Here is a 22,239-nt window from a genome sequence, read left to right as displayed (position 1 = left end):
AGCCGAATACCCGAATTTATTATTCTGTTGGGGTCAGACAATACGCACAAATCTATCCAGCGCCCTGAGGATGACCAGCTACCTCCATAAGTTAGTATTACTACGGATCACAAGCTTACAAAATCCTACGATTTTTTTGTAAATTCATCCGGAATTGGGCGTTTTTTAGCAAATCAGGCAACTTTGCCATCAATTCGCAAGCGGGAAGGTGTTGTGCCCTTGTGTTTTCTGAGGGCATTGGTAAGAGCGCTCTGGGACGAGAATCCGGTGCGGTAGCTGACTTCCGCCACCGACAGGGGGGTCATTGTTAGTAATTGCACAGCCTGGTCGAGGCGGGTCTGCAGCAGGAACTGGTGTGGCGTAACGCCAACCACCTCCCGGAACATTTCGTGAAAGCGGCTGACACTAAGGCACGCAACGCCGGCAAGATCGCTCACGGTTATCTTGCGCTGAATGTTCTCCATGATATAGCGCCGGATGGTATCCGGGCTTATGGCATGACGATTCTGGCGCACGTCCCGGCCTTCACTCAGGCGTTCAGCCATGCAATGCAGAATGCTGGCACCCATATGGTGCTTCATACCCTCGTTATCCGGCGAACGATCAAATTCTCCGGCAACAAACTGAACCAGGCCCTGTAATTTGCTGTCCAGCACCAGGGTGCGCGGCCGTTCGAATAATGGGGCTAATGTTTCATATTCGCTGTGGGCCGGACTATTGAGGGCCGGCATATAGGGATCAAGATTGATGACCAGAACATGATTCTGCAGGTCGCCACAGTAATCATGCCTGGCTTCGGTAGGCACCAGGCACGCACGCCAAGTATCCAGATGGGACCCGGTTCCGTCCACGCTCAGATCAGCTTCCCCGCGCACCCCCACGACAATCTGATGGTGTTCGTGGCGATGGTGATGAGAAGCCGTTGGAAGCTTTAACAAGCGTGCGTTCAACATACCCGCTACCCGGGGGTGGATTGAGAATGTTACTCAATTAAAGCAGAACATCGCGCAACATGCACTGTCAGGCCGTGCGCGCCAGGCCCTGGATCAACCTGACAACGTCCCGACTGACTGTTTCCAGAGGCTGCGCCGCATCCACTAAGTGATACCGGCCAGGGTCTGCTGCAGCGCGTTTCAGGTAGGTCTGACGTATGCGCTCAAAGAAGGCCACGGCCTCCTGCTCAAAGCGGTCCAGCTCACCTCTGTGCCGCGCACGGGTCATGCCGGTTTCTACCGGTGCATCAAGCAAAATTATCTGGTCCGGACGAAAGTCCCCCTGCACCAGACTTTCCAGTTGGGCAATACGTTCAGCGGGCACACCGCGACCTCCCCCCTGGTAGGCAAAGGTGGCATCCGTGAAACGATCGCACAGGACCCAGCGCCCGGCTTTCAGTTCGGGAAGTATGCGGGTATGAAGATGCTGGGCGCGGGCAGCAAACATCAGCAGTAATTCCGTCATGTCATTGACGGGCTCTTCCCGGGGTGCCAGCAGAAGCTCACGAATGGCTTCTGCCATCGGTGTACCGCCCGGCTCCCGGGTCACAATATAGTCAATCCCAAGCCTTTCCAGGGTATCCGCGGCATTTGCCAGCTGAGTGGACTTACCAACACCTTCGGTACCCTCGAAGGTAATAAACTGCCCTCGGCTGGTCATCACTCGCTTTCTCCGGGGTCAGGAGCCTGCACAGGTGCGGGAGAGGAACGGTAATCAGCGCGGCGGTTGAGCTGGAACTCCCGCACTGCCTTCTGGTGCTCCTGCAATGTTCGGGAAAACTTGTGGGTACCATCCCCGCGCGCCACAAAATAGAGAGCATCGCCATCGGCCGGATGCAAGGCAGCGTGGATCGCCTCCTGCCCCGGTAATGCAATTGGCGTTGGTGGCAAGCCATCAATGCGGTAGGTGTTGTAGTCAGTGCGGGTTTGCAAATCGCGCCGGGTGATTCGGCCCTGATACTTGTCTCCCATGCCGTAAATCACCGTTGGGTCGGTCTGCAGCCGCATGCCCTTCTGCAGACGGCGGACGAAGACCCCCGCCACCTCTTCCCTTTCATGGGCCGCACCGGTTTCCCGCTCAACAATAGAAGCCATAATCAGGGCTTCATAAGGCGAATCGTAAGGCAGGTCTTCAGCTCTGGTCGCCCATTCGGTGGCCAGCACTTCTTCCATCCTGTTGAAAGCACGACGCAACAGGTCAAGATCGGACTCATTGCTGGTAAACAGATAGGTATCCGGGAAGAACCGTCCCTCGGGATGTTCGCCTTCAGCGCCCATCGCTTCCATGATCTGTTCGTCAGTCCATTCCATGGTTACTTTGTCAAGACGCTCACTGGCTTCCAGTGCGCGGCGCATATCAGCAAATGTCCAACCTTCGATAAACTGGATCTGCCAGTGCTTGGTAGCACCGGCTACCATCATCGAAATCATGTCCAGTGTGCTCATACCAGGGGTAAACTCGTACTCCCCGGCCTTCAGGCGAGTCTGCTCCGGAAAGAGCCTGCCGTGAATTTTCAGCCACAGGCTGTCGCCGGCGAGACCTTCCTCCTCGAGTTTGCCGGCAACCTGCCCGTAACCATGTCCGGAGGGAACGCTGAACAGGACCGGCTCATCCAGAACGACCGGTTGCTCAAGGGTCTGGAGCCCCTGCCATACCCAGAGACTACTGCCGGCAACGGACAGAACGACAAGGCAAAACAGACTGATCAGTAACTTCTTGAACAAGCTTTTTATTCCAAAGTTGTCAGAGGATCGCAGATTGTCTCAAGCCCGACATCCACTGGCAAATCAACACCACTCATTTTTCGGACAGGAACAATACCCACAACGCTGTTGGTCAGATAGAGCCCCCGGAAACCGGGTGACGAAAGAATGGAGGGGTGAATCGCGCCCTCCCGGACGTGGTGTCCGGATGCACGGAGGCATTCAATCAGATAATTCCGCATGACGCCGGCAACCGCCAGATTACCAGCAGCCGGAGTACACCATGCATTACCATGCCTGACAAACAGGTTCGTGCGTGTGCCTTCGACGAGGTTTCCCGCGCCATCCCGCATAATCAACTCAAACTCTCGGCCGGTGAACTCGCGGCTTGCCATGACCTGCTCCAGCCGGTTAAGTGTTTTCATGCCAGCCAAACGCGGATTCACCGTCAGGGGAAACTGCGCAACATCAGCGACAACCCCCCCTTTGTCCGGGAGTGGTGGCATGGCCGAGACGGACATGACAAGATTGGGACGACATTCAGCCGGTAAACGGTATCCCCTTCCGCCGCTGCCGCGCGTTAGTGTAAGCTTCAGTACCCAGTCCTCACCTTCGAACCGCGATTCGTAGGCAGGCCCCGCCTGCGCGATCGCGGCATCAAGTTCACCACGCTCAACCAGTATTTCAAGCCGCGCTGCATCCGCAACCATCCGGTCCAGATGAAGCGAACGCAGTACCGCCTGCCGGCCGCGCATACGGATCGTTTCGAACAGGCCGTCACCATAAGCCAGTCCGCGATCAGTGGCGGGGACATCACTACTGTCGGCCCGGATAAGATTCAACACGGCCGTGATCAGTCCTCGTAACGTTTGAAGATGAGGGTTCCGTTAGTGCCGCCAAAGCCGAAAGAGTTCGACAGGGCTATCCGGACATCCGCCTTGCGACTCTTACCGGCCACAAAGTCGAGGTCACAGCCTTCGTCCGGATCGTCCAGGTTGATGGTGGGTGGCAGGACACCGTCGCGAATCGCAAGCACTGAGAAAATCGCCTCCACTGCACCCGCCGCGCCGAGAAGGTGGCCAGTCATGGACTTGGTACTGCTTACAGCCAGTTTGTAGGCGTGTTCCGTGAATACGGACTTTACTGCAGCAACCTCGGCAACGTCACCCACCTGGGTGGACGTACCGTGGGCGTTGATATAGTCGACCGCGTCGGGATCAAGCCCGGCATCCCGAATGGCATTTGTCATCGAACGGGCCGCACCCTCACCACCTTCTGGCGGAGAGGTAATATGGAAAGCATCGTCACTCATACCAAAGCCGACAACTTCTCCGTGAATGGTAGCCCCCCTGCGCTTGGCGTGTTCAAGCTCTTCAAGCACTACAACTCCAGCTCCATCGCTGAGCACAAAACCATCCCTGCCAGCGTCCCAGGGCCTGCTCGCTTTCTCCGGCTCATCATTGCGGGTCGATAACGCCCGGGCTGCCGAAAACGCAGCAATGGAACTGCGAGTGGTCGCCATCTCCGAGCCACCTGCCAGCATCACGTCCGCATCGCCGTAAGCGATGGTGCGGGCTGCATAACCAATATTATGTGTACCAGTGGTACAGGCGGTCACAATGGCAATGTTGGGGCCCTGGTAACCAAAGCGAATAGCTACATTACCGGAGATCATGTTGATGACGGAGGCCGGCACAAAGAAGGGCGACACCTTTCTGGGCCCCGACTTCTCCATGGTAATGACCGTCTTTTCGATGTATTCAAGGCCACCGATACCTGAGCCGATGGCAACCCCTACCCGTTCCCTGTCGAGATCGACATAGTCTTCCAGGCCGCTGGCGTTGACCGCCTGCTGGGCCGCAATGAGACCATAATGAATAAATGGGTCAAGCTTCCTGGCATCTTTGGTGGAAAGGTAGGATTCCATATCCAGGTTTTTGATACCGCCGCCGATCCGCGTGTTGTATCCCGTAGTATCAAACCGGTCGATTTCGCTGATGCCACTGCGTCCGGCCAGGATACCCTCCCAGGATGAATCCACATCGTTACCCAGTGGCGACAGCATTCCCATGCCCGTTATCACAACACGTCGTTTAGCCATATCCCCTTCACCTGAGGTTTTTTCGAGTATTGATGGAGTATACGCCGGCCAATAAAAAAGCCGCCCATTGCAGTATCACATGGACGGCTTCTTGCCTGGCGTAAAAAACGTGCTGAGTATCAGGTGTGCGCGACGATGTAGTCGATCGCGTCCTGAACACTCGCCAGCTTTTCCGCTTCCTCGTCCGGAATTTCGGTCTCGAACTCTTCCTCGAGTGCCATGACCAGCTCAACGGTGTCCAGTGAGTCAGCGCCAAGGTCCTCTACAAAAGAAGATGTGTTCTGAACTTCGGACTCTTTAACGCCCAACTGCTCACAAACGATCTTCTTAACGCGCTCTTCAACTGTACTCATAATGTCCTCACTTTTGTGTCAACCAAGCAACTTAAGTGCTGCCAGTTTAGTTTAAACCATACCTGCAGACAAGCAGGGGTTCCATTCAAACATGTTGTGCAACAAGGGTTTGCGCACATGCCCCCGCAGGGACTATCCCATGTACATACCGCCGTTGACGTGAATCGTTTCGCCCGTCACGTAACCGGCGGCCTCCGAAGCCAGGAAGGCAACTACCGCTGCCACTTCTTCCGGCTCACCCAGACGACCGGCAGGTATGACTTCCATCATAGCCTCGCGTTGCTTGTCGTCCAGTTTTCGGGTCATATCCGTGTCAATAAATCCCGGGGCAACACAGTTGGCAGTGATCCCCCGGTTCGACATTTCTTTGGCCAGGCTGCGGGTAAAACCCTCAACACCGGCCTTGGCAGCACAGTAATTGGCCTGCCCCGGGTTACCCATGCCGGCTACGACAGAACTGATATTGATAACCCGCCCCCATCTGGCTTTTGCCATGCCTCGCAAAACAGCCTTGCTGGTTCGGTAGACGCTCGACAGGTTGGTTTCAATCACGGAGGACCAGTCATCATCCTTCAGACGCATTAACAGGTTATCACGGGTGATCCCTGCGTTGTTGACCAGGATCACTGGTGTCCCGGCCTTTTCATTCACTTCTTTCAGTCCGGCGTCGATGCTGGCAGGGTCGGCAACGTTCATTACGATACCGAAACCCTGTGCACCCGCTGCTTTGAGATCGGCCGAAATAGACTCCGCACCCGCTTCGCTCGTAGCTGTGCCGACGACGGTTGCGCCCTGTTCAGCCAACGCCCTGGCGACGGCTTTACCGATACCACGCGTTGCACCGGTAACCAGTGCAGTTTTGCCTTCAAGAGACATGCAATGCTCCTATCCTTTCTGTCCGAACGCCTCTGACGCCTTTGCCAGCGCATACGGCTCCTCGACTCCATGGACCGCCAGGTCACGATCGATCCGCTTTGCCAGACCGGCAAGCACCTTACCGGCGCCGCACTCTACCGCGATCCCGACATCGTTAGCTACCAGTTCGCGGATGGTGTCTGTCCACAACACTGGAGAGTATAGCTGTTTGACCAGATTGCTCTTGAGCGTATCGCTATCCTGGGCAACAGACGCCTTAACATTCTGAACCACGGGAATGACAGCGTCGTTAAAACTGGCTTCATCAAGCGCCTCTGCCAGCTCCTCGGCCGCGCCTTTCATCAGAGCACAGTGGGATGGCACGCTCACCGGCAACGGCATGGCCTTACGGGCACCGCGAGCCTTGCAGGCGTCAATGGCCCGCTCTACGGCAGCAGCGGAGCCGGCAATCACCACCTGGCCGGGCGCGTTGAAATTCACCGCAGCAACTACATCACCATTGGCGGCCTCTGCGCAGGCGGCAATCACATCGTCATCTTCCAGGCCAAGAATGGCCGCCATCTTGCCTTCGCCAGCCGGCACCGCCGTCTGCATCAGCTCACCGCGCAGACGTACCAGCTTGATGGCATCGAAGAAGTTCAGGCTCTCGGCAGCCACCAGCGCGCTGTATTCCCCAAGGCTGTGTCCGGCCAGGTAATCCGGCGCCGTGCCCCCCGCCACAAACCACTGGCGCCAGAGCGCAACACTGGCTGTCAGCAGGGCAGGCTGCGTCACCGTAGTCTGATTAAGGTCTTCGGCGGGTCCATGCTGACACAGGTGCCAAAGGTCATACCCCAGGAGATCTGAGGCTTCAGAGAAGGTTTTTTCTATGATCGGCCAGCTCTCGGCTGCTGTCGCCAGCATGCCTACAGACTGCGATCCTTGTCCGGGAAAAATAAAAGCTGATTTCATAGCGCGAATCTTACCGTTAATGAGGGTTCCGGGAGATTAGCCAATAGTACAACCCCGGGGCCGGTACAGCCAATCTGGCAAAAATGGGAAGAGACTTTAGTCTCACAAGAGGATGCAGTGCGGGAGAATCAGAACATCAGGTCATCAAGGCGGTCATTGATACGGCTGGGAACTTCAAGATCCACCTCGCGCACAGCCTGCCGAATCGCCGCCAGCATGGCGCGCTCATTCGCATTACCATGGCTCTTGATAACTACGCCCTGGAGCCCAAGAAGGCTGGCACCATTATGCCGCGAGGGATCCATCAACCTGAGCAAGCGCCCGATCATGGGCCGCGCCAGCAGACCAACAAACCGGCCGTAAAGCGTTTTGGTGAACGCCTGCTCCAACAACTCGATCAGCAGGCCGGCCACGCCCTCACCGGTTTTCAGGGCGATATTGCCAACGAAGCCATCGCAAACCACCACATCGGCCACATCCCTGAAAAGATCACTGCCCTCAATGTATCCGATGTAATTGATTGTGTCGCACTGAGCCAGCATATGAGAGGCAAGCCGCACCTGCTCGTTACCCTTGATCTCTTCCTCACCCACGTTGAGCAGCGCTACTCGCGGCTCAGGCTGATTACAGATAGCAGAGGCCATCAGCGAGCCCATCAGCGCATACTGATATAGGTTCTCCGCCGTGGAATCCACATTGGCACCCAGGTCAAGGACGTGACAACGGCCACGAAGAGAGGGGATCAATTTTGCAATCGCAGGCCGCTCAATACCTGGATACATACGGATCACCGATCGCCCGAACGCCATAAGAGCCCCGGTATTACCGGCACTGACACACCCCTGGGCTACGCCATCCCGAACCAGGCCCAGAGCAACCGCCATGGAGGAATTGCGTTTGTGACGAAGCGCGTGGGACGGCCGCTCATTCATGCGCACAACGTCGGCAGCCTCGACAATGCGAATTCGAGGGTGCCCATCAAGCAGCAAAGCCTCGAGCTCGCTCCGGATTCCAACCAGAACAAGACTCAAGGCTTCGTTTTCTTTCACCGCATCCAGTGCAGCGGAGACCACAATAGCAGCCCCGCGATCACCACTCATGGCGTCAATAGCGATGGTGACCGGTTTCACCGTTCCTCCATCTGACACTGGCGGATGGGTGCTTGCGACGATTTACTCGTCGCCAGCCTCAATTACCTGTTTGCCACGGTAAAAACCGTCTGGGGACACGTGGTGACGACGATGTACTTCACCGGTGGTGGCGTCAGTCGACAGAGCAGCAGTGCTCAGGGCGTCATGTGAACGACGCATACCGCGCTTTGAGCGGGTCTTTCGGTTTTTCTGTACAGCCATGATTATGCTCCTGACCTGATAAACGTGTGTTCGTGAAATTCGCGCCGGTTTTCCATGAAAAACGACGCCTGATTAATGCTTCTTCGTTTTAAGATCCGCCAGCACGCTGAACGGATTGTCTTCAGACTTTTTCACCGGCTCGTCACCGGAATGATCCGGCTCAAAGGCTTCCAACTCCTCCCTCGCGGGACATTCGTCGCGCTCATGAAGCGGGAACGGAGGCAGAACCAGCAGCAGCTCGTCTTCGGTCATGGACCACAAATTCGCGCTGAAATCGTCCGTCAGAAACGGCTCAAGCTCCTTGGGTAACTGCTGCGCCTGTTCATCGCTGGTCACCAACCCCAGCACAAAGCTGGAAACCAGCGTTTTCTGCATGGGGCCCATGCAACGCTGACACTCCAGGATTACTGACGCTTGCAACTCGCCCGTCACCATGCGTCGGCGTTCACTGTCCATGGAAAATGACAGCTGCACACGGCACACGGCACCGTCCTCAAATCCGTAAACGGAATCACCAAAGCGAGACAATGCCTTGAGAGGAATTTCTCCCTCCAACACAATCTTTTGTTCTGCCAATCGGTAAGGATCGACAGTTTTGGGCAGCTCGGCGCTTGAGGCTTTTGACATAGGCGCGCAATTTTAGGGGCCCGGCACGCTGCTGTCAAAGACTTCATGCGTATTTGGCCGGGGTTCCAGCGGGGATAGGTGTATTCTACGATAATAACATCGCAATCGGGCCAGCCCGTCCACACACCACTCTCCCGTAAAGGAAGCCCATGAACCCCCGCCCACTGCTGCTCGCCTCCTCATCGCCCTACCGGCGCCAGCTGCTGACAAGGCTCTGCCTGCCGTTCGAAACAGCGTCACCGGATATCGACGAATCACCCGTCGGCAACGAAACAGCGGAACTTCTGGCCATGCGGCTGGCCCGGAGCAAGGCCGAGGCGCTTGGGGCTGACTGGCCAGACCACTGGATCATCGGCTCGGACCAGGTGGCCTGCCTCGACGACGGCACCCTGCTGAACAAGCCCGGAAATCATGAACGCGCCGCACAGCAGCTTAAACGAAGCAGTGGTAAGCGGGTTTCCTTTATGACAGGCCTGGCGCTACTGGACTCGGGTTCAGGAAAAATGCAGACCCACTGTGAGCACTTCCATGCCCACTTTCGATCGCTCAGCACGGACGAGATCGAGAATTACCTGAAGACGGAACAACCCTACGACTGCGCAGGCAGCTTCAGGATGGAAGGGCTCGGTATTGCGCTGTTCCGCCAACTGGAGGGGCGAGACCCCAACAGCCTGGTGGGACTGCCATTGATCGCACTGACCGATATGCTGCGAAAGTGGGGGCTGAACCCGCTGCTTCAGCCCCCGGGCACATCATCGAAGCTCGAGCCGTGACTCGGTAACGTAGCGGGCAATGCCACTGCCCACTGACACACCCAACTGATCCACAATATCCTGGAGGGGCGATCTGCGGCGGCTGTAATCCACCATGTCTTCCTGGCCGACAACCTGCCTGGCCACGTGCGAAGAGCTGCCGAGACCATCAATCAGGCCAAGCTCAAGGGCCTGTTCACCACTCCAGATCAACCCCGAGAACAGGCGTTCATCGTCGGCAAGGCGATCGCCACGCCCTTTGCGCACGCTTTCGATGAACTGGCTGTGGGTGGTCTTCAGCACACTCTCCCAGAATTCGACCTCTTCCTCTTCTTCAGGTGAGAATGGATCAAGAAATGCCTTGTTCTCGCCGGCCGTATAAAGACGGCGGTCAACGCCGATCTTTTCCATGACTTCGGTAAACCCGAAGCCACCGGCAACAACACCAATGGAGCCAACCAGGCTGGCTTTATCGGCGTAGATCTCATCTGCGGCTGCCGCGATATAATAGGCACCCGAAGCGCCTATGTCGGAAATGACGGCGTACACTTTCTTGTCAGGGTATTCGCCCCGCAGACGGACAATCTCATCATAGATATACCCCGACTGCACCGGGCTGCCGCCCGGACTGTTAATCCGCAGGATAACCGCCACTGAATTTTCCGCCTCAAAGGCATTGCGCAGAGCACCAACGATATTGTCGGCACTGGCCAGCTCATCAGCCGCAATGGTGCCTTCCACTTCCACAAGCGCCGTGTGCTCGCCTTTGGCGGCGGACTCCAGTGCTCCGCCAAAGGGGAACTGGATCATAAACAACAATGCAAAAAGGTATCCGAACGTCAGCAGTTTGAAGAAAATTCCCCAGCGCCGGCTCTTCTTCTGTTCCGACTGAAGAGACATCACCAGCTTTTCAATCAGCTTCCAGTCGCGGGCCGATTCCGGTGGCAGGGCCGGCGACTTGCGACTGCCTGCCGGCTTGCGCTCCCCGCTCTCCGACTCGCTTCCCCAGCCCGGATTCTTGTCTGATTCCCAATCGCTCATTACTGCATCCTGTTGCTATTTAAGGTTCAGAGGCCCAGTACGTCCCGCAGATCCTTCACGGAATCAACGATCGCGTGGGGTGAATAATGCCCCAACACATCCCTTTTGTGCACACCCCACTCGACGCCAATAGAGGGCATTCCAATGCGCTGTGCCATATCAAGGTCATAGCGGGTATCGCCGATCATCACCGCCTCGGACGGCTCAATGCCGTAAAACCGGATAATTTCGTCCAGCATGGCCGGGTCCGGCTTCGAGCGGGTTTCATCGGCGCAGCGAGTGATATCAAAATGCGCGCCAAGGCCACTTGTGACAAGCGCTCCCTCAAGACCGCGGCGGCTCTTGCCAGTAGCAACCGAACACCCACGCCCACCACCGCGAAGATCAGCCAGTACTTCCGCCATTCCTTCAAAGACGTTTTGCGGGGTGGTGACTTTGGCAAAGAAATAGCGGGCATAGCCTTCACGGATGGTGTTCATTTCCTCGCGGCTGATACCCGGATACAGTTTCTCGAGCGCCTCGATCATACCCAGACCGATAATATCGCGATAGGCTTCGCGCTCCAGCTCAGGGTACCCCAGCTCCGTGGCTGCCTGATGAAGGCTGTCAGCGATGTGATCGACAGAATCCACCAGCGTTCCGTCCCAATCAAAAATTACGACCTTTACGTCCATTATTACTACCTTGCTGTGATAGTGCTGCGCTTTCCCCGCAGCACTACCGGTTATTCGGATGCCTTCCGGCGGGCGTTCAGCCTGGCTATGGTATCGGCGAACGCCCGATCATAGGGCGCCTCCAGATGAACAGCTTCACCGGTTGAAGGCAGTGTAAAATCCAGCGCCCTGGCGTGCAGCATCAGACGCTGGCCACCAGCGGAACGGAATGCCCGAAGACTGACATCATCCATATACTTGTCATCCCCGGCAATTGGATGACCCGCCCAGGCACTGTGAACCCGGATCTGATGTGTTCGCCCCGTTACGGGCGAAGCCTCCACCAGAGTGTACCCACTGTAGTATTCCAGACCCCGGAACAGCGTGAGCGACTCCTTGCCGGCCGCATCTACCCGCACACGGCGCTCGCCGGAGCCCAGCTCGAACCGCAACAGGGGCTCATCGACCCTTTTGACCGATGGCGGCCAGTCACCGGCGACCAGCGCATGGTACCTTTTGCGAATCCGCTTATGCCGCAACTCGTCCTGAAGGTATCGCAGCGCCGAGCGTTTCTTTGCCACCATCACAAGTCCGGACGTGTCCCTGTCCAGGCGATGTACCAGCTCCAGAAACCTGGACTGGGGCCTGGCAGCCCTCAGCACCTCAATGAGACCGAAATCCAGACCGCTGCCACCATGGACGGCAATACCGGACGGCTTGTTCACCACCAGCATCTCATCGTTCTCGAACATGACCGCGTCCTGCATAACCCCCTGAACGCGAGAGCCCGGCACTACCTGCTCTGGCTTTTCCTTGCGGGTTACGGGAGGAATCCGCACTTCATCACCAGTGTTGAGCCGGGTATCCGGTTTCACCCGCCCCCGGTTCACTCGCACCTCTCCTTTCCGGATAATGCGATAGATAATGCTGCGCGGCACGTCACGGATCTGAGCCATCAGATAATTGTCCACCCGCTGCCCCGCGTTATCCTCATCCACCACCACTTTTCTCACACCCTGCTTCACCTCTGCACTCCGGGCACCGGACGCCTGATGGTTCCGCGACTCCCTGGCCGTCCCGGGAGAGGTGGAGGATCGTTTCTGCCTGGGAGATCTGGACATGATTACCTTACCGCCTAAAAGCCTGCGGGATTGAAGGGTATGACGAATACTGTTATATTCCGGCGTGCTTCACCGTTTGTCTACGGCCTGGCCAGTATGTCAGAAGCCGGAGCGGCAGAAGTATACCGACACTATTTGAGAGTTTGAACGCCGAAAGCCCAATCATTACCGGGCACGGCGACCGAATCCTCCCGGGTTGAAACGGAAGAAGCCGCAAAAGGCAACTGACCGGACACCGGGAGAACATGAAACCGTACGGAAAACCGTCGGGCGACATCGCGAAGAATCTTTACCAGCACGCAGGGCCGGGCCGTCCAGCATACGAATACGACGTGAGACCCAGGCACCCGCGTGAACCTGAAAACGGATAACATGCGTCAACAGACATTAACCCAAAACGACACCTCCCTGCCTTCGGGCAGTCGCACTGTCGGCGGTGGCCTCGGAACCCCGGGAAGACGTCCCGCAGGGTTCTGATTCGTCTGGCCGCCGGCTTGCTCCCGAACGACGGAGCCCGCGGCACGCAAGTTCTGCTTCGCTGATGCCAACACCCCAGGTTTTCTGTCCAAACCAAACGACAGGAACCACTTCTTTCCATGAAAAGAATGCTGATCAATGCAACTCACCCTGAAGAGTTGCGCGTAGCCCTGGTTGACGGCCAGCGTCTGTTCGATCTGGACATCGAATCCAGCTCCCGCGAGCAGAAAAAAGCCAATATCTACAAAGGCCGTATCACCCGCGTAGAGCCCAGTCTGGAAGCCGCTTTTGTGGACTTCGGCGCAGACCGCCACGGGTTCCTTCCCCTCAAAGAAATCTCCAAGGAGTATTTCAAGAAATCACCGGGCCAGATTGAAGGCAAGATCAACATCAAGGATGTTGTTGCCGAAGGTCAGGAAGTCATTATTCAGGTCGACAAGGAAGAACGTGGCAACAAGGGCGCCGCCCTGACCACCTTCATTTCCCTCGCCGGTCGCTATCTGGTGCTGATGCCCAACAACCCCCGGGCCGGCGGCATTTCCCGCCGTATTGAAGGGGAAGAGCGGGCACAGCTGAAAGATGCCATGAGCGATGTTCAGGTGCCCAAATCCATGGGCATCATTGTGCGCACCGCCGGCATCGGCCGCACCACGGAAGAACTTCAGTGGGACCTCGACTACCTGGTTCAGTTCTGGGAAGCCATTACCCAGGCCGCCGGCGAACGTAAGGCGCCATTCCTGATTCACCAGGAAAGCAACGTTATCATTCGCGCTGTACGCGACTATCTACGCCAGGACATCGGCGAGGTATTGATTGATGCCAGCACGGTTTATGAGGACGTGCTGAACTTTGTTCGTGCCGTAATGCCCTCCTTCGAGAACAAGATCAAGCTGTACAAGGATGAAATCCCCCTGTTCAGCCGCTATCAGATCGAAGGCCAGATCGAGACCGCCTTCCAGCGGGAAGTAAAGCTGCCTTCCGGCGGCTCGATCGTTATCGACCCCACCGAAGCACTGGTATCCATCGATATCAACTCATCCCGTGCCACAAAAGGCCACGACATTGAGGAAACCGCATTCCAGACCAACCTGGAAGCGGCGGAAGAGATTGCCCGCCAGCTTCGCCTGCGGGACATGGGCGGCCTGATTGTTATCGACTTTATCGACATGACCCCGGCCAAACACCAGCGGGAAGTCGAACAGAAAATGCGTGAGGCACTGGAAATCGACCGCGCCCGGGTCCAGGTGGGCAAGATTTCCCGTTTTGGCCTGCTGGAAATGTCGCGGCAACGACTGCGTCCCTCACTCGGAGAAACCCGTAGCGAAGTCTGCCCTCGCTGTGAAGGCCAGGGCACGATCCGGGGCATCGAATCCCTTGCTCTGAGCATCATGCGCCTGATTTACGAAGAGTCCTCCAAGGAGAAGACCGGCCAGGTTCGTGCAGTAGTTCCCGTAGCAGTCGCCACCTTCCTGCTTAATGAAAAGCGCAAGCAGTTGGCCGACATCGAAACGCGCCAGGAAGTGGAAGTGGTGGTGGTGCCGGCACCCCATATGGAAACACCGCACTTCGAAATCCTGCGCATGCGTGACGATGAAGCAGGTGTGGAGCATGTATCCAGCTACCAGGTGGCCCAGGAGTACAGCGAAAGGGAAGAAGAAATATTCGAAGCCCCGGCTGCACAGCCGCCGGTCCGCGAGCAGGCTGCCGTGAAAGCGATCCGTCCGGCCGCACCAGCTCCGGCCCCGGCGCCAACCCAGGAAAAAGCAGCTGAACCAACCTCTGCCGAACAGACTGAAGGCTTGTTCCGCAAACTGGGCCGCAGGATTGCAGACTTTTTCAGTGGCGAAGAAGTCATTGGTGAGCCGCCGGTGAAGCGTCAGCAAACCAGCCGCCCCAATGGCGAAGAGCGCCGCACACAGGACCGCCAGGATCGTCGCAAGTCCCGGGTAGCCAGAGATGAAAACCGTTCAGGAAACCGCAGCGGCGCCGATCGCCGCCAGTCTGGCGGGAATCGGGGTGACAGCCCCCGTAGCGACGATAATCGCAACCGCAATCGTGGCGCCAACCGCACTCGCGGTGAAGACCAGACTCGAGGTGGGCAAACACAATCGGGCGGAGCCGAGAAGGCAGCGGACAGCCGCCGGGATAGTGGCCGCAAGGACGGCCAGCCCCAGGGCCGTGGCCAGGGTCGCAACAGATCTCAGGGGCGCGACCAGAAAGACACCCGGGAACAGAAAGACAAGCAGGAGCAGCAGGAAAGCACCTCCCAGGCGTCGCCTACTGCCGACAACAAGTCCGGCTCCGAGGAAAAACGCCGCAAGCCCAGGCGCAACCGTAACCGCGACGGCTCACCTGCAGAGGCGCCGGCTTCCACCCCGGCCGACCGCAAGATTGCCCGTAGTGAAAAGCACCAGAAAGATACGCAGCCGGAAGATCAGCAGGACAAACAACCGGTAACGCAACCCGCTGGAAAGCCAGAGGTCGCAGCAGCCAACGCGGCTGACGACAAGCCAGCGGAGAAGCCGACTGAAAAGGCACCGAAAAACCAGAGCGACACGAAGACTGACACTTCAGCAACCTCTGAAACGTTACCGAAACAGCCCGAGGCCGAGTCTTCAGATACAGCGAAAGCCGCTCAGTCCGAAGCACCCGCTGATGAAACACCGGCAACAGACCAGCCGGCCAGCGAAGAGAAGCCGAAGCGCCCTGCCCGTCCGCGCAGGTCTTCCACCAGGAAGCCCGCGGCGAAGAAGCCAGCTGCCGCTGCTGAGCCGACGCCGGAGACGGCGGCCGCGCCCTCCCCGGAGAAGGCTACTGAGCAGTCGCCGCCAGACACGACGGCAGCGGAACCTGAGGTCGCAGTGACAACCGAACAGCCGGCCGATACCCGGGCGGATGCCAGCACTGAGAACACTGAGAGCACCGGGGATTCAGCCGCAACACCAGCCACTGCCGCGGAACCTGACAAGGCCGAACAGCCTGCAGACCCCGCTCCTGTAGAGGAGTCGCCGGCAAAGGACGACAGCCGCAAAACAGACGACGAGCCAGAGCCAGCCAACAAGCCGGAGCCAGCCAAAGAGGCCAGCGTCGGGCCGGAAACCAAACAGGCACAGGCACCCAAGGAGGACCAGGAGGTAAAGCCTGCTGAGACAGCCCAGGAGCCAACAACAGAGCCCGAAAAACCAACCGAACAGGTCGAGGTACCGGTAACACCGGGCCGAGCCTACAATGATCCGAGGGAAGTCCGTAAACGTCAGCGGGCTGCCGAAGAGGCCAAAAAGGCCGGGAGTAACTGACGAATGCTATCAGATTCGGACATTGAAGCACTGGAAGACATTCTGTTCGCAGAACCCTGGGGTGACGAGGCCGTTGATTTCTTCGGCCTGCACGGGGTTGTCTGCGCCAGTGTGGTAGGGCCGGCATCGCTCAGCACTGAGGACATCTTCAGGCTGGCCACGGGTACCGACGAAACGCCAGAGAGCGAGGTTCCTGAGACATTCCGCACTGCTGTCGAACAGCTTGCCAGGGATATGGCCCACTCTCTGGATCTGGGCCAGCCGCTGGAATTGCCGGAACCCGAGGATGGTGACCCGATGAACGCCCTGGAAAACTGGTGCGCGGGCTTTGTGGATACCTTCCTTGAAAATGAGGATGCCTGGCTGGAAGCGGGAGAGGAAGAAACCGCAGACCTGCTGGTGCCCATGCTGACACTGTCTGGCCTTTTCGAGGATGAGGACTTCCAGAATGTCCGCAACAGCCCGAAGCTGTCACGGGACATGGCGGATGCGATTCCAGACTCGCTAACGGATCTGTACCTGTTGTTCCACGCCCCGGATTAAACCGTTGCGTGAACTCCCACAGGTTGTCTGAAATAATGCCAGACGGGCTCAAGCCCATCTGGCATTTTCATTATGGAACCCAGCTCGCACCACGGCGCTCCGGGAAAATGGAAATCGCTACCCTGGGAAGCCAGAAGGTTTTCGCGGCGACATAGCTCTGCAAGGAAACCGAGATCGCCACTGGACTGCCCTGATGTGGACACTTCGATCGCCCGGCCACCTGCCTGGCGAAAATCTCCGGTCAAGGCTCGCAGCTTTGTAGCGGTCAGTTTGTATTTTCTCGGGTGAGCCACGACGGCAATCCCCCCGGCACCGGTAACCCATTGCACAACCTCTTCCAGGGTAGGCCAGAAACCTTTCACGTCGCCTGCCTTGCCCGCGCCCAGATAACGCTTGAACGCCTGAGCCGAATCCTTGACGACACCCTCCTCCACCAGCACCCTGGCAAAATGCGGGCGGCCCGGCACATCACCGCCGGCCTTGAGCGTCGCCTTCTCCACCATGTCGTCAATTTTCAGTTTGGTCAGTTTATCGGCGATTGTGCGGGCGCGGCGCCAGCGGTTTTCGTTCTGGCGCGCCAGAGCTGCATTCAGGTTGTGGTCTGAGGTGTCAAAATCTAGCCCGACGATATGAATGGTATGGCTTCTCCAGAGGCAGGAAAGCTCTGTGCCGGCTACCAGGGTAACACCCACGGCCCGGGCTGCCATGCGGGCACCTTGCAGGCCCGAGATAGTATCGTGATCCGTCAGTGCAAGGTGAGTGACACCTTTCTCACTGGCCCTGCGAACAAGGTCTTCCGGTGACAGAGCACCGTCGGAGGCTGTGCTGTGGCAATGCAGATCAATGCAGAACTCAGCTTCTTGCGTTATAGTCACATCGATTCCGATTTCAGAGTTTTTACAGTGGGCCCAGTGTATCAGTCAGGCACGGCTCCATGTCAGCAAATATCCGGAGAACGCCATGTATTACGCCATCATCAGTGAGGACGTTGAAGACAGCCTGTCACTGAGAACTTCCGCACGCCCTGACCATATTGCGCGGCTCAATGCCCTGAAAGATGAAGGGCGGCTGCTGGTTGCAGGGCCCCACCCTGCGCTCGACACCCCGGAACCCGGTGATGCCGGATTCACCGGCAGCCTGGTCATTGCCGAGTTTGATTCCCTGGAATCAGCGCAGGCCTGGGCTGATGCGGACCCCTACGTGGAAGCTGGCGTTTACCGGCAGGTAACCGTCAAACCGTTCAAAGCGGTACTGCCGTGAACCGCCACTGTATTCCGGCCTCCCACTCCATGAGCGTTTTGTAATGAACGCTACCTTGTATGGCCCGGTATCTGTGACAAAATTGCGCCTCAAATTGCCGTTTCAGGGAACAAGACCAGTGACGCCTTTACGTCTTTTAATCTGCTGTGTTGTATTGATGGCTGCCGCTGCCTCAGCCCATGCAAAAACCGTCTACGTGGACGATACCCTTTTTGCCCCGATTCGTAGTGGCGAAGGAACGCAATACCGCATTCTTCACTCGGGCGTTCGCAGTGGCACTGCCCTTGAGCTTCTTGAAACATCTGAATCTGGCTATAGTCGCGTGCGAACTCCCGATGGCATAGAAGGGTGGATAGTAAGCCGCTATATCACCGAGACCCCGATTGCCAGACAGCGCCTTGATCAGGCTAACCGTCAGCTTGAACAGGCTCGCAACGAACTGGGCGAGCTCAAGACCCGGTTGCAGGAGGTCACCAGCGAACGGAATGAGCTCAAAAACTCAGAGGAAGAGCTGCAGTCCAGAGCAGGCCGCCTTAGCGAAGAGCTTAGCAATATCAAGGAAGTCGCTTCCGACTCCATCAACCTTAATCGCCGAAACGGTGAGCTCCGCGAGGAAAACCAGAAACTTCGCAATGAACTGGAAGTGCTAACCGCGGAAAAGGAAAGACTGGAAGCGAAGAAAGAGTCCGATTTTATGTTACTTGGCGCCGGCCTGGTGCTTCTGGGCGTGATTCTCGCACTGGTGGTTCCGCTTCTGAAACCCACCCGAAAAACCGACAACTGGGCGTAACCTCTGGCCCCAACGATACCCGGCGCCCTCACGTTGCATTCTTTGACGCTCAGGCCAATAGCCATTATAAAGAATAAAACAACAGCAGTGAGGTGTGCCAAATGTCGGATTTCATGAAAGACTACTCAGAAAAACGTGATTTCCATCGAATGACGATGAACTCGGAAATTGAACTCACGGACAGCAACGGCGTGACCTTTCCCGCCATTTGCAAGGATCTGAGTGGCACCGGCATGCAACTCTTCGTGGAAAGAGTACTCTCCGAAGGCGACGAGATTCATACCCTGCAGCCGTCAACCAGCGACCAGTTTCCGCCGTTCGAGACGGTTTGTCGTGTACTGCGCTGTGAGCCTGAGGGCGAAGGATTCTTGCTGGGTGTGGAGATTGTAAAGGTAAAGCGCTGACCGGACTTGTCAGGCTTATTGCCCGGTAGTCACGGAGACTCCCGGGCACATGGCACTCATTTCCTCAATCGGTCTTGAGCGATTTCTCCGATACTACAATACCGTTGTTGTCAGCATACACATAGTGGCCAGGGTGGAAAGTTACGCCACCAAAGGTCACCGGCACGTTAAGGTCACCCACGCCACGTTTTTCGGTTTTACGCGGATGCGTGCCCAGCGCCTGGACACCAAGAGCCGTCTTGCCAATCACGTCCACATCGCGGATGCACCCGTAAATGATCAGCCCGGCCCATCCGTTATCAGCCGCCTTTTCTGCGAGCATATCGCCAAGCAGTGCGGCACGCTTTGAGCCACCACCGTCAACAACCATCACCCGGCCATTCCCCGGAAGGGCAACCTGTTCCTTGACGATAGAGTTATCCTCAAAACACTTGACTGTCACAATCTCGCCGCCAAAGGCATCCCGGGCGCCAAAGTTGCGAAATCCCGGCTCTACGACAAGAACTTCAGGATAATCATCACACAGATCAGGGGTTACAATCGGCACGCTTGCGCCTCCTTTTCTTGAAATGGTCAGTCTATTTTTTCGTCAGCAAGGAAGAACCAGGTATCCAGAACCGAGTCCGGGTTCAGTGACACAGAATCGATGCCCTGGTCCATCAGCCACTTTGCAAGATCCGGATGGTCGGATGGGCCCTGCCCGCAGATGCCAATGTATTTATCAGCCTTTTTGCAGGCCTGGATAGCACTGGCCAGCAGCGCCTTGACAGCATCATTCCGCTCGTCAAACAGGTGCGCGATGATACCGGAGTCCCGGTCCAGCCCTAGGGTCAGCTGAGTCAGATCGTTCGAGCCGATGGAAAATCCGTCAAAGTGCTCCAGGAATTGATCAGCCAGCAGGGCATTGGCAGGCAGCTCACACATCATGATGACTTTCAGGCCATTATCACCACGCTTGAGCCCATTCTCGGCCAGCAGATTGACGACCTGTTCCGCCTCGCCCACGGTGCGCACAAACGGGACCATCACTTCCACGTTGGTGAGGCCCATCTCGTTACGAACTTTCTTCAGGGCCCGGCACTCAAGCTCGAAGCAGTCGCGGAAGGTTTCCGAGATATAGCGGGAGGCGCCGCGGAAGCCCAGCATCGGGTTTTCTTCGTCCGGCTCGTACAAGGTGCCGCCGATGAGGTTGGCATATTCGTTGGATTTGAAGTCCGACAGGCGGACAATCACTTTCTTGGGGGCAAAAGCCGCTGCCAGGGTTGAAATACCTTCAACCAGTTTGTCGACGTAGAAATCCACCGGCGAACTGTATCCGGAAATGCGCTTTTCCACGGTCTGGCGAATGTCACGGGGCAGGCCGTCATAGTTCAGTAGCGCCTTGGGATGCACGCCTATCATACGGTTGATAATGAATTCCAGACGCGCCAGGCCCACGCCCTCGTTGGGCAGAGCCTGGAAGTCGAATGCCCGGTCCGGGTTGCCCACGTTCATCATGATCTTGAACGGAATATTGGGCATGGAATCAACCGTATTCTCCTTGAGTTCGAAATCCAGGCTGCCTTCGTAAATCAGGCCGGTATCGCCTTCGGCGCAGGACACGGTCACTTCCTGGCCATCTTTCAGCACCTCGGTGGCATCGCCACAACCAACAACGGCCGGTATGCCCAGTTCCCGGGCAATAATGGCGGCGTGGCAGGTGCGGCCACCACGGTCAGTAACAATGGCGGATGCCCGCTTCATGACCGGCTCCCAGTCCGGGTCGGTCATATCGGTAACCAGCACGTCACCGGCCTGAACCCGGTCCATTTCCTTGATGCTGGTGATGATCTTGACGGGACCACTGCCGATCTTGTGACCGATACTGCGGCCTTCAACCAGAACGGTGCCGGTTTCGTTCAGAAGATACCGCTCCATCACATTGGCGGATGCGCGGCTCTTGACGGTTTCCGGGCGGGCCTGAACGATGTAGATAAGCCCGTCGTCACCGTCTTTCGCCCATTCGATGTCCATCGGGCGCTGATAGTGTTTTTCGATGATCATGGCCTGCTTGGCAAGCTCTTCGACTTCCGCGTCGGTAATACAGAAGCGATTACGATCGTCCTGCTCCACCTTGACGGTTTCCACAAACTGCTCTGCCGACGGGTCCGTGTGGTAAACCATCTTTATGGCTTTGCTGCCCAGGTTGCGACGCAGAACCGCTGGTCGGCCGGCCTCCAGGGTCGGCTTGTGAACGTAGAATTCGTCCGGGTTGACGGCCCCCTGAACCACCGTTTCCCCAAGCCCGTAAGAGCCAGTGATAAACACCACATCCCGAAAACCGGATTCGGTATCCAGCGTGAACATTACGCCACTGGCTGCGGTTTCGCTGCGAACCATCTTCTGGATGCCCGCAGACAGGGCTACCTGTTTGTGATCGAAACCATGGTGAACGCGATAGGATATGGCCCGGTCATTGAACAGTGAGGCAAAGACTTCCTTGACCGAGGTACGGACCTGCTCCAGCCCCACCACGTTGAGAAAGGTTTCCTGCTGGCCGGCAAACGAGGCATCGGGCAGGTCTTCGGCCGTTGCGGAAGAGCGCACCGCAACCGCCATCTTGTCATTACCACCACGCAGCTTTGCGTACGCCTCTTCCAGCGGCTTTTCCAGCGCTTCCGGGAAGGGGGTGTCGAGGATCCACTGGCGAATCTGGGCTCCGACCCGTGCAAGCTCATTGACGTCGTTGATGTCCAGCGCTTCAAGCGTATTGTCGATCTTTTCCCGCAGGCCATCCTTTGCAAGGAATTCCCGATAAGCATGAGCCGTGGTGGCAAAACCACCGGGCACGGTAACACCTGCATTGGCGAGATTACTGATCATTTCACCGAGAGAGGCATTCTTGCCCCCGACCCGGTCAACGTCTGACATTCCCAGGTGATCAAACCAGATAATGTAATCTTCCAA

Annotated in this window: 23 protein-coding genes; 6 read left to right on the top strand and 17 right to left on the bottom strand. The window is 57.2% G+C overall.

Features of this window, described 5'->3' with window-relative positions; all coding sequences use genetic code 11:
- Positions 1-173 precede the first annotated feature (173 nt).
- The 11 genes from ABJM11_RS07385 to ABJM11_RS07335 form a co-directional block, all read right to left on the bottom strand.
- Positions 174-953 carry an AraC family transcriptional regulator gene (locus tag ABJM11_RS07385; RefSeq protein ID WP_348295107.1) on the bottom strand — a complete coding sequence of 260 codons (780 nt, stop codon included), beginning with the start codon at positions 951-953 and terminating at the stop codon, positions 174-176.
- A 67-nt stretch (positions 954-1,020) separates the two neighbouring features.
- Complete coding sequence (tmk, locus tag ABJM11_RS07380; protein WP_348295139.1) at positions 1,021-1,653, bottom strand: dTMP kinase; 633 nt, start codon at positions 1,651-1,653, stop codon at positions 1,021-1,023.
- Positions 1,653-2,717 carry an endolytic transglycosylase MltG gene (gene mltG, locus ABJM11_RS07375; RefSeq protein ID WP_348295106.1) on the bottom strand — a complete coding sequence of 355 codons (1,065 nt, stop codon included), beginning with the start codon at positions 2,715-2,717 and terminating at the stop codon, positions 1,653-1,655. The genes tmk and mltG overlap by 1 nt, the downstream gene beginning before the upstream one ends.
- Before the next feature lie 5 nt (positions 2,718-2,722).
- Entirely contained in the window at positions 2,723-3,541 is an 819-nt protein-coding gene (pabC, locus tag ABJM11_RS07370; protein WP_348295105.1) for an aminodeoxychorismate lyase, read from the bottom strand.
- 8 nt (positions 3,542-3,549) lie between these two features.
- Positions 3,550-4,797, bottom strand: coding sequence for a beta-ketoacyl-ACP synthase II (gene fabF / locus ABJM11_RS07365; protein WP_348295104.1), 1,248 nt, complete (start codon positions 4,795-4,797; stop codon positions 3,550-3,552).
- A 119-nt stretch (positions 4,798-4,916) separates the two neighbouring features.
- Positions 4,917-5,150 carry an acyl carrier protein gene (acpP, locus tag ABJM11_RS07360; RefSeq protein ID WP_007154069.1) on the bottom strand — a complete coding sequence of 78 codons (234 nt, stop codon included), beginning with the start codon at positions 5,148-5,150 and terminating at the stop codon, positions 4,917-4,919.
- Positions 5,151-5,282: 132 nt separating this feature from the next.
- On the bottom strand, positions 5,283-6,026 hold the full coding sequence (gene fabG / locus ABJM11_RS07355; protein ID WP_348295103.1) for a 3-oxoacyl-ACP reductase FabG: 744 nt from the start codon (positions 6,024-6,026) through the stop codon (positions 5,283-5,285).
- 9 nt (positions 6,027-6,035) lie between these two features.
- Entirely contained in the window at positions 6,036-6,977 is a 942-nt protein-coding gene (gene fabD, locus ABJM11_RS07350; RefSeq protein WP_348295102.1) for an ACP S-malonyltransferase, read from the bottom strand.
- A 128-nt stretch (positions 6,978-7,105) separates the two neighbouring features.
- Entirely contained in the window at positions 7,106-8,107 is a 1,002-nt protein-coding gene (gene plsX, locus ABJM11_RS07345; protein ID WP_348295101.1) for a phosphate acyltransferase PlsX, read from the bottom strand.
- Between the two features lie 42 nt (positions 8,108-8,149).
- A complete protein-coding gene (rpmF, locus tag ABJM11_RS07340) occupies positions 8,150-8,329 on the bottom strand; it encodes a 50S ribosomal protein L32 (RefSeq protein WP_348295100.1) in 180 nt (59 codons plus the stop codon).
- A gap of 72 nt (positions 8,330-8,401) precedes the next feature.
- Positions 8,402-8,956, bottom strand: coding sequence for a YceD family protein (locus tag ABJM11_RS07335; protein ID WP_348295099.1), 555 nt, complete (start codon positions 8,954-8,956; stop codon positions 8,402-8,404).
- A gap of 149 nt (positions 8,957-9,105) precedes the next feature.
- Here ABJM11_RS07335 and ABJM11_RS07330 point away from each other — a divergent pair, with 149 nt between their 5' ends.
- Complete coding sequence (locus ABJM11_RS07330) at positions 9,106-9,729, top strand: nucleoside triphosphate pyrophosphatase (RefSeq protein WP_348295098.1); 624 nt, start codon at positions 9,106-9,108, stop codon at positions 9,727-9,729.
- On the opposite strand, the gene ABJM11_RS07325 is transcribed toward ABJM11_RS07330, so the two are convergent.
- Genes ABJM11_RS07325 through rluC form a run of 3 tightly spaced genes read right to left on the bottom strand, consistent with a single transcriptional unit; the run spans position 9,709 to position 12,526 of the window.
- Complete coding sequence (locus ABJM11_RS07325; protein WP_348295097.1) at positions 9,709-10,749, bottom strand: S49 family peptidase; 1,041 nt, start codon at positions 10,747-10,749, stop codon at positions 9,709-9,711. The genes ABJM11_RS07330 and ABJM11_RS07325 overlap by 21 nt on opposite strands.
- A 26-nt stretch (positions 10,750-10,775) precedes the next feature.
- Positions 10,776-11,423 carry an HAD-IA family hydrolase gene (locus tag ABJM11_RS07320; protein ID WP_348295096.1) on the bottom strand — a complete coding sequence of 216 codons (648 nt, stop codon included), beginning with the start codon at positions 11,421-11,423 and terminating at the stop codon, positions 10,776-10,778.
- A 50-nt stretch (positions 11,424-11,473) separates the two neighbouring features.
- A complete protein-coding gene (gene rluC, locus ABJM11_RS07315; protein WP_407069976.1) occupies positions 11,474-12,526 on the bottom strand; it encodes a 23S rRNA pseudouridine(955/2504/2580) synthase RluC in 1,053 nt (350 codons plus the stop codon).
- A 593-nt stretch (positions 12,527-13,119) separates the two neighbouring features.
- Here rluC and rne point away from each other — a divergent pair.
- Both rne and ABJM11_RS07305 read left to right on the top strand, forming a co-directional pair.
- Positions 13,120-16,296: a ribonuclease E gene (gene rne, locus ABJM11_RS07310; protein WP_348295094.1), complete on the top strand. Its 3,177-nt coding sequence runs from the start codon at positions 13,120-13,122 to the stop codon at positions 16,294-16,296.
- A 3-nt stretch (positions 16,297-16,299) separates the two neighbouring features.
- A complete protein-coding gene (locus ABJM11_RS07305; protein ID WP_348295093.1) occupies positions 16,300-16,839 on the top strand; it encodes a YecA family protein in 540 nt (179 codons plus the stop codon).
- On the opposite strand, the gene ABJM11_RS07300 is transcribed toward ABJM11_RS07305, so the two are convergent.
- Entirely contained in the window at positions 16,836-17,714 is an 879-nt protein-coding gene (locus tag ABJM11_RS07300; protein WP_348295092.1) for a PHP domain-containing protein, read from the bottom strand. The two genes, ABJM11_RS07305 and ABJM11_RS07300, sit on opposite strands and share 4 nt — an antisense overlap.
- Before the next feature lie 85 nt (positions 17,715-17,799).
- Between ABJM11_RS07300 and ABJM11_RS07295 the strand changes: the two genes are divergently transcribed.
- The 3 genes from ABJM11_RS07295 (at position 17,800) to ABJM11_RS07285 (ending at position 19,293) form a co-directional block, all read left to right on the top strand.
- A complete protein-coding gene (locus tag ABJM11_RS07295) occupies positions 17,800-18,099 on the top strand; it encodes a YciI family protein (RefSeq protein ID WP_348295091.1) in 300 nt (99 codons plus the stop codon).
- Between the two features lie 118 nt (positions 18,100-18,217).
- Complete coding sequence (locus ABJM11_RS07290; protein ID WP_348295090.1) at positions 18,218-18,889, top strand: TIGR04211 family SH3 domain-containing protein; 672 nt, start codon at positions 18,218-18,220, stop codon at positions 18,887-18,889.
- A gap of 101 nt (positions 18,890-18,990) precedes the next feature.
- Positions 18,991-19,293, top strand: coding sequence for a PilZ domain-containing protein (locus ABJM11_RS07285; protein ID WP_348295089.1), 303 nt, complete (start codon positions 18,991-18,993; stop codon positions 19,291-19,293).
- Between the two features lie 64 nt (positions 19,294-19,357).
- On the opposite strand, the gene rraA is transcribed toward ABJM11_RS07285, so the two are convergent.
- Entirely contained in the window at positions 19,358-19,840 is a 483-nt protein-coding gene (gene rraA, locus ABJM11_RS07280; protein ID WP_348295088.1) for a ribonuclease E activity regulator RraA, read from the bottom strand.
- A 26-nt stretch (positions 19,841-19,866) separates the two neighbouring features.
- Complete coding sequence (ppsA, locus tag ABJM11_RS07275) at positions 19,867-22,203, bottom strand: phosphoenolpyruvate synthase (protein WP_407069975.1); 2,337 nt, start codon at positions 22,201-22,203, stop codon at positions 19,867-19,869.
- Positions 22,204-22,239 lie beyond the last annotated feature (36 nt).

Source organism: Marinobacter sp. (assembly GCF_039977835.1).
GTDB lineage: Bacteria > Pseudomonadota > Gammaproteobacteria > Pseudomonadales > Oleiphilaceae > Marinobacter.
This window is presented reverse-complemented; position numbering and strand designations above follow the sequence as displayed.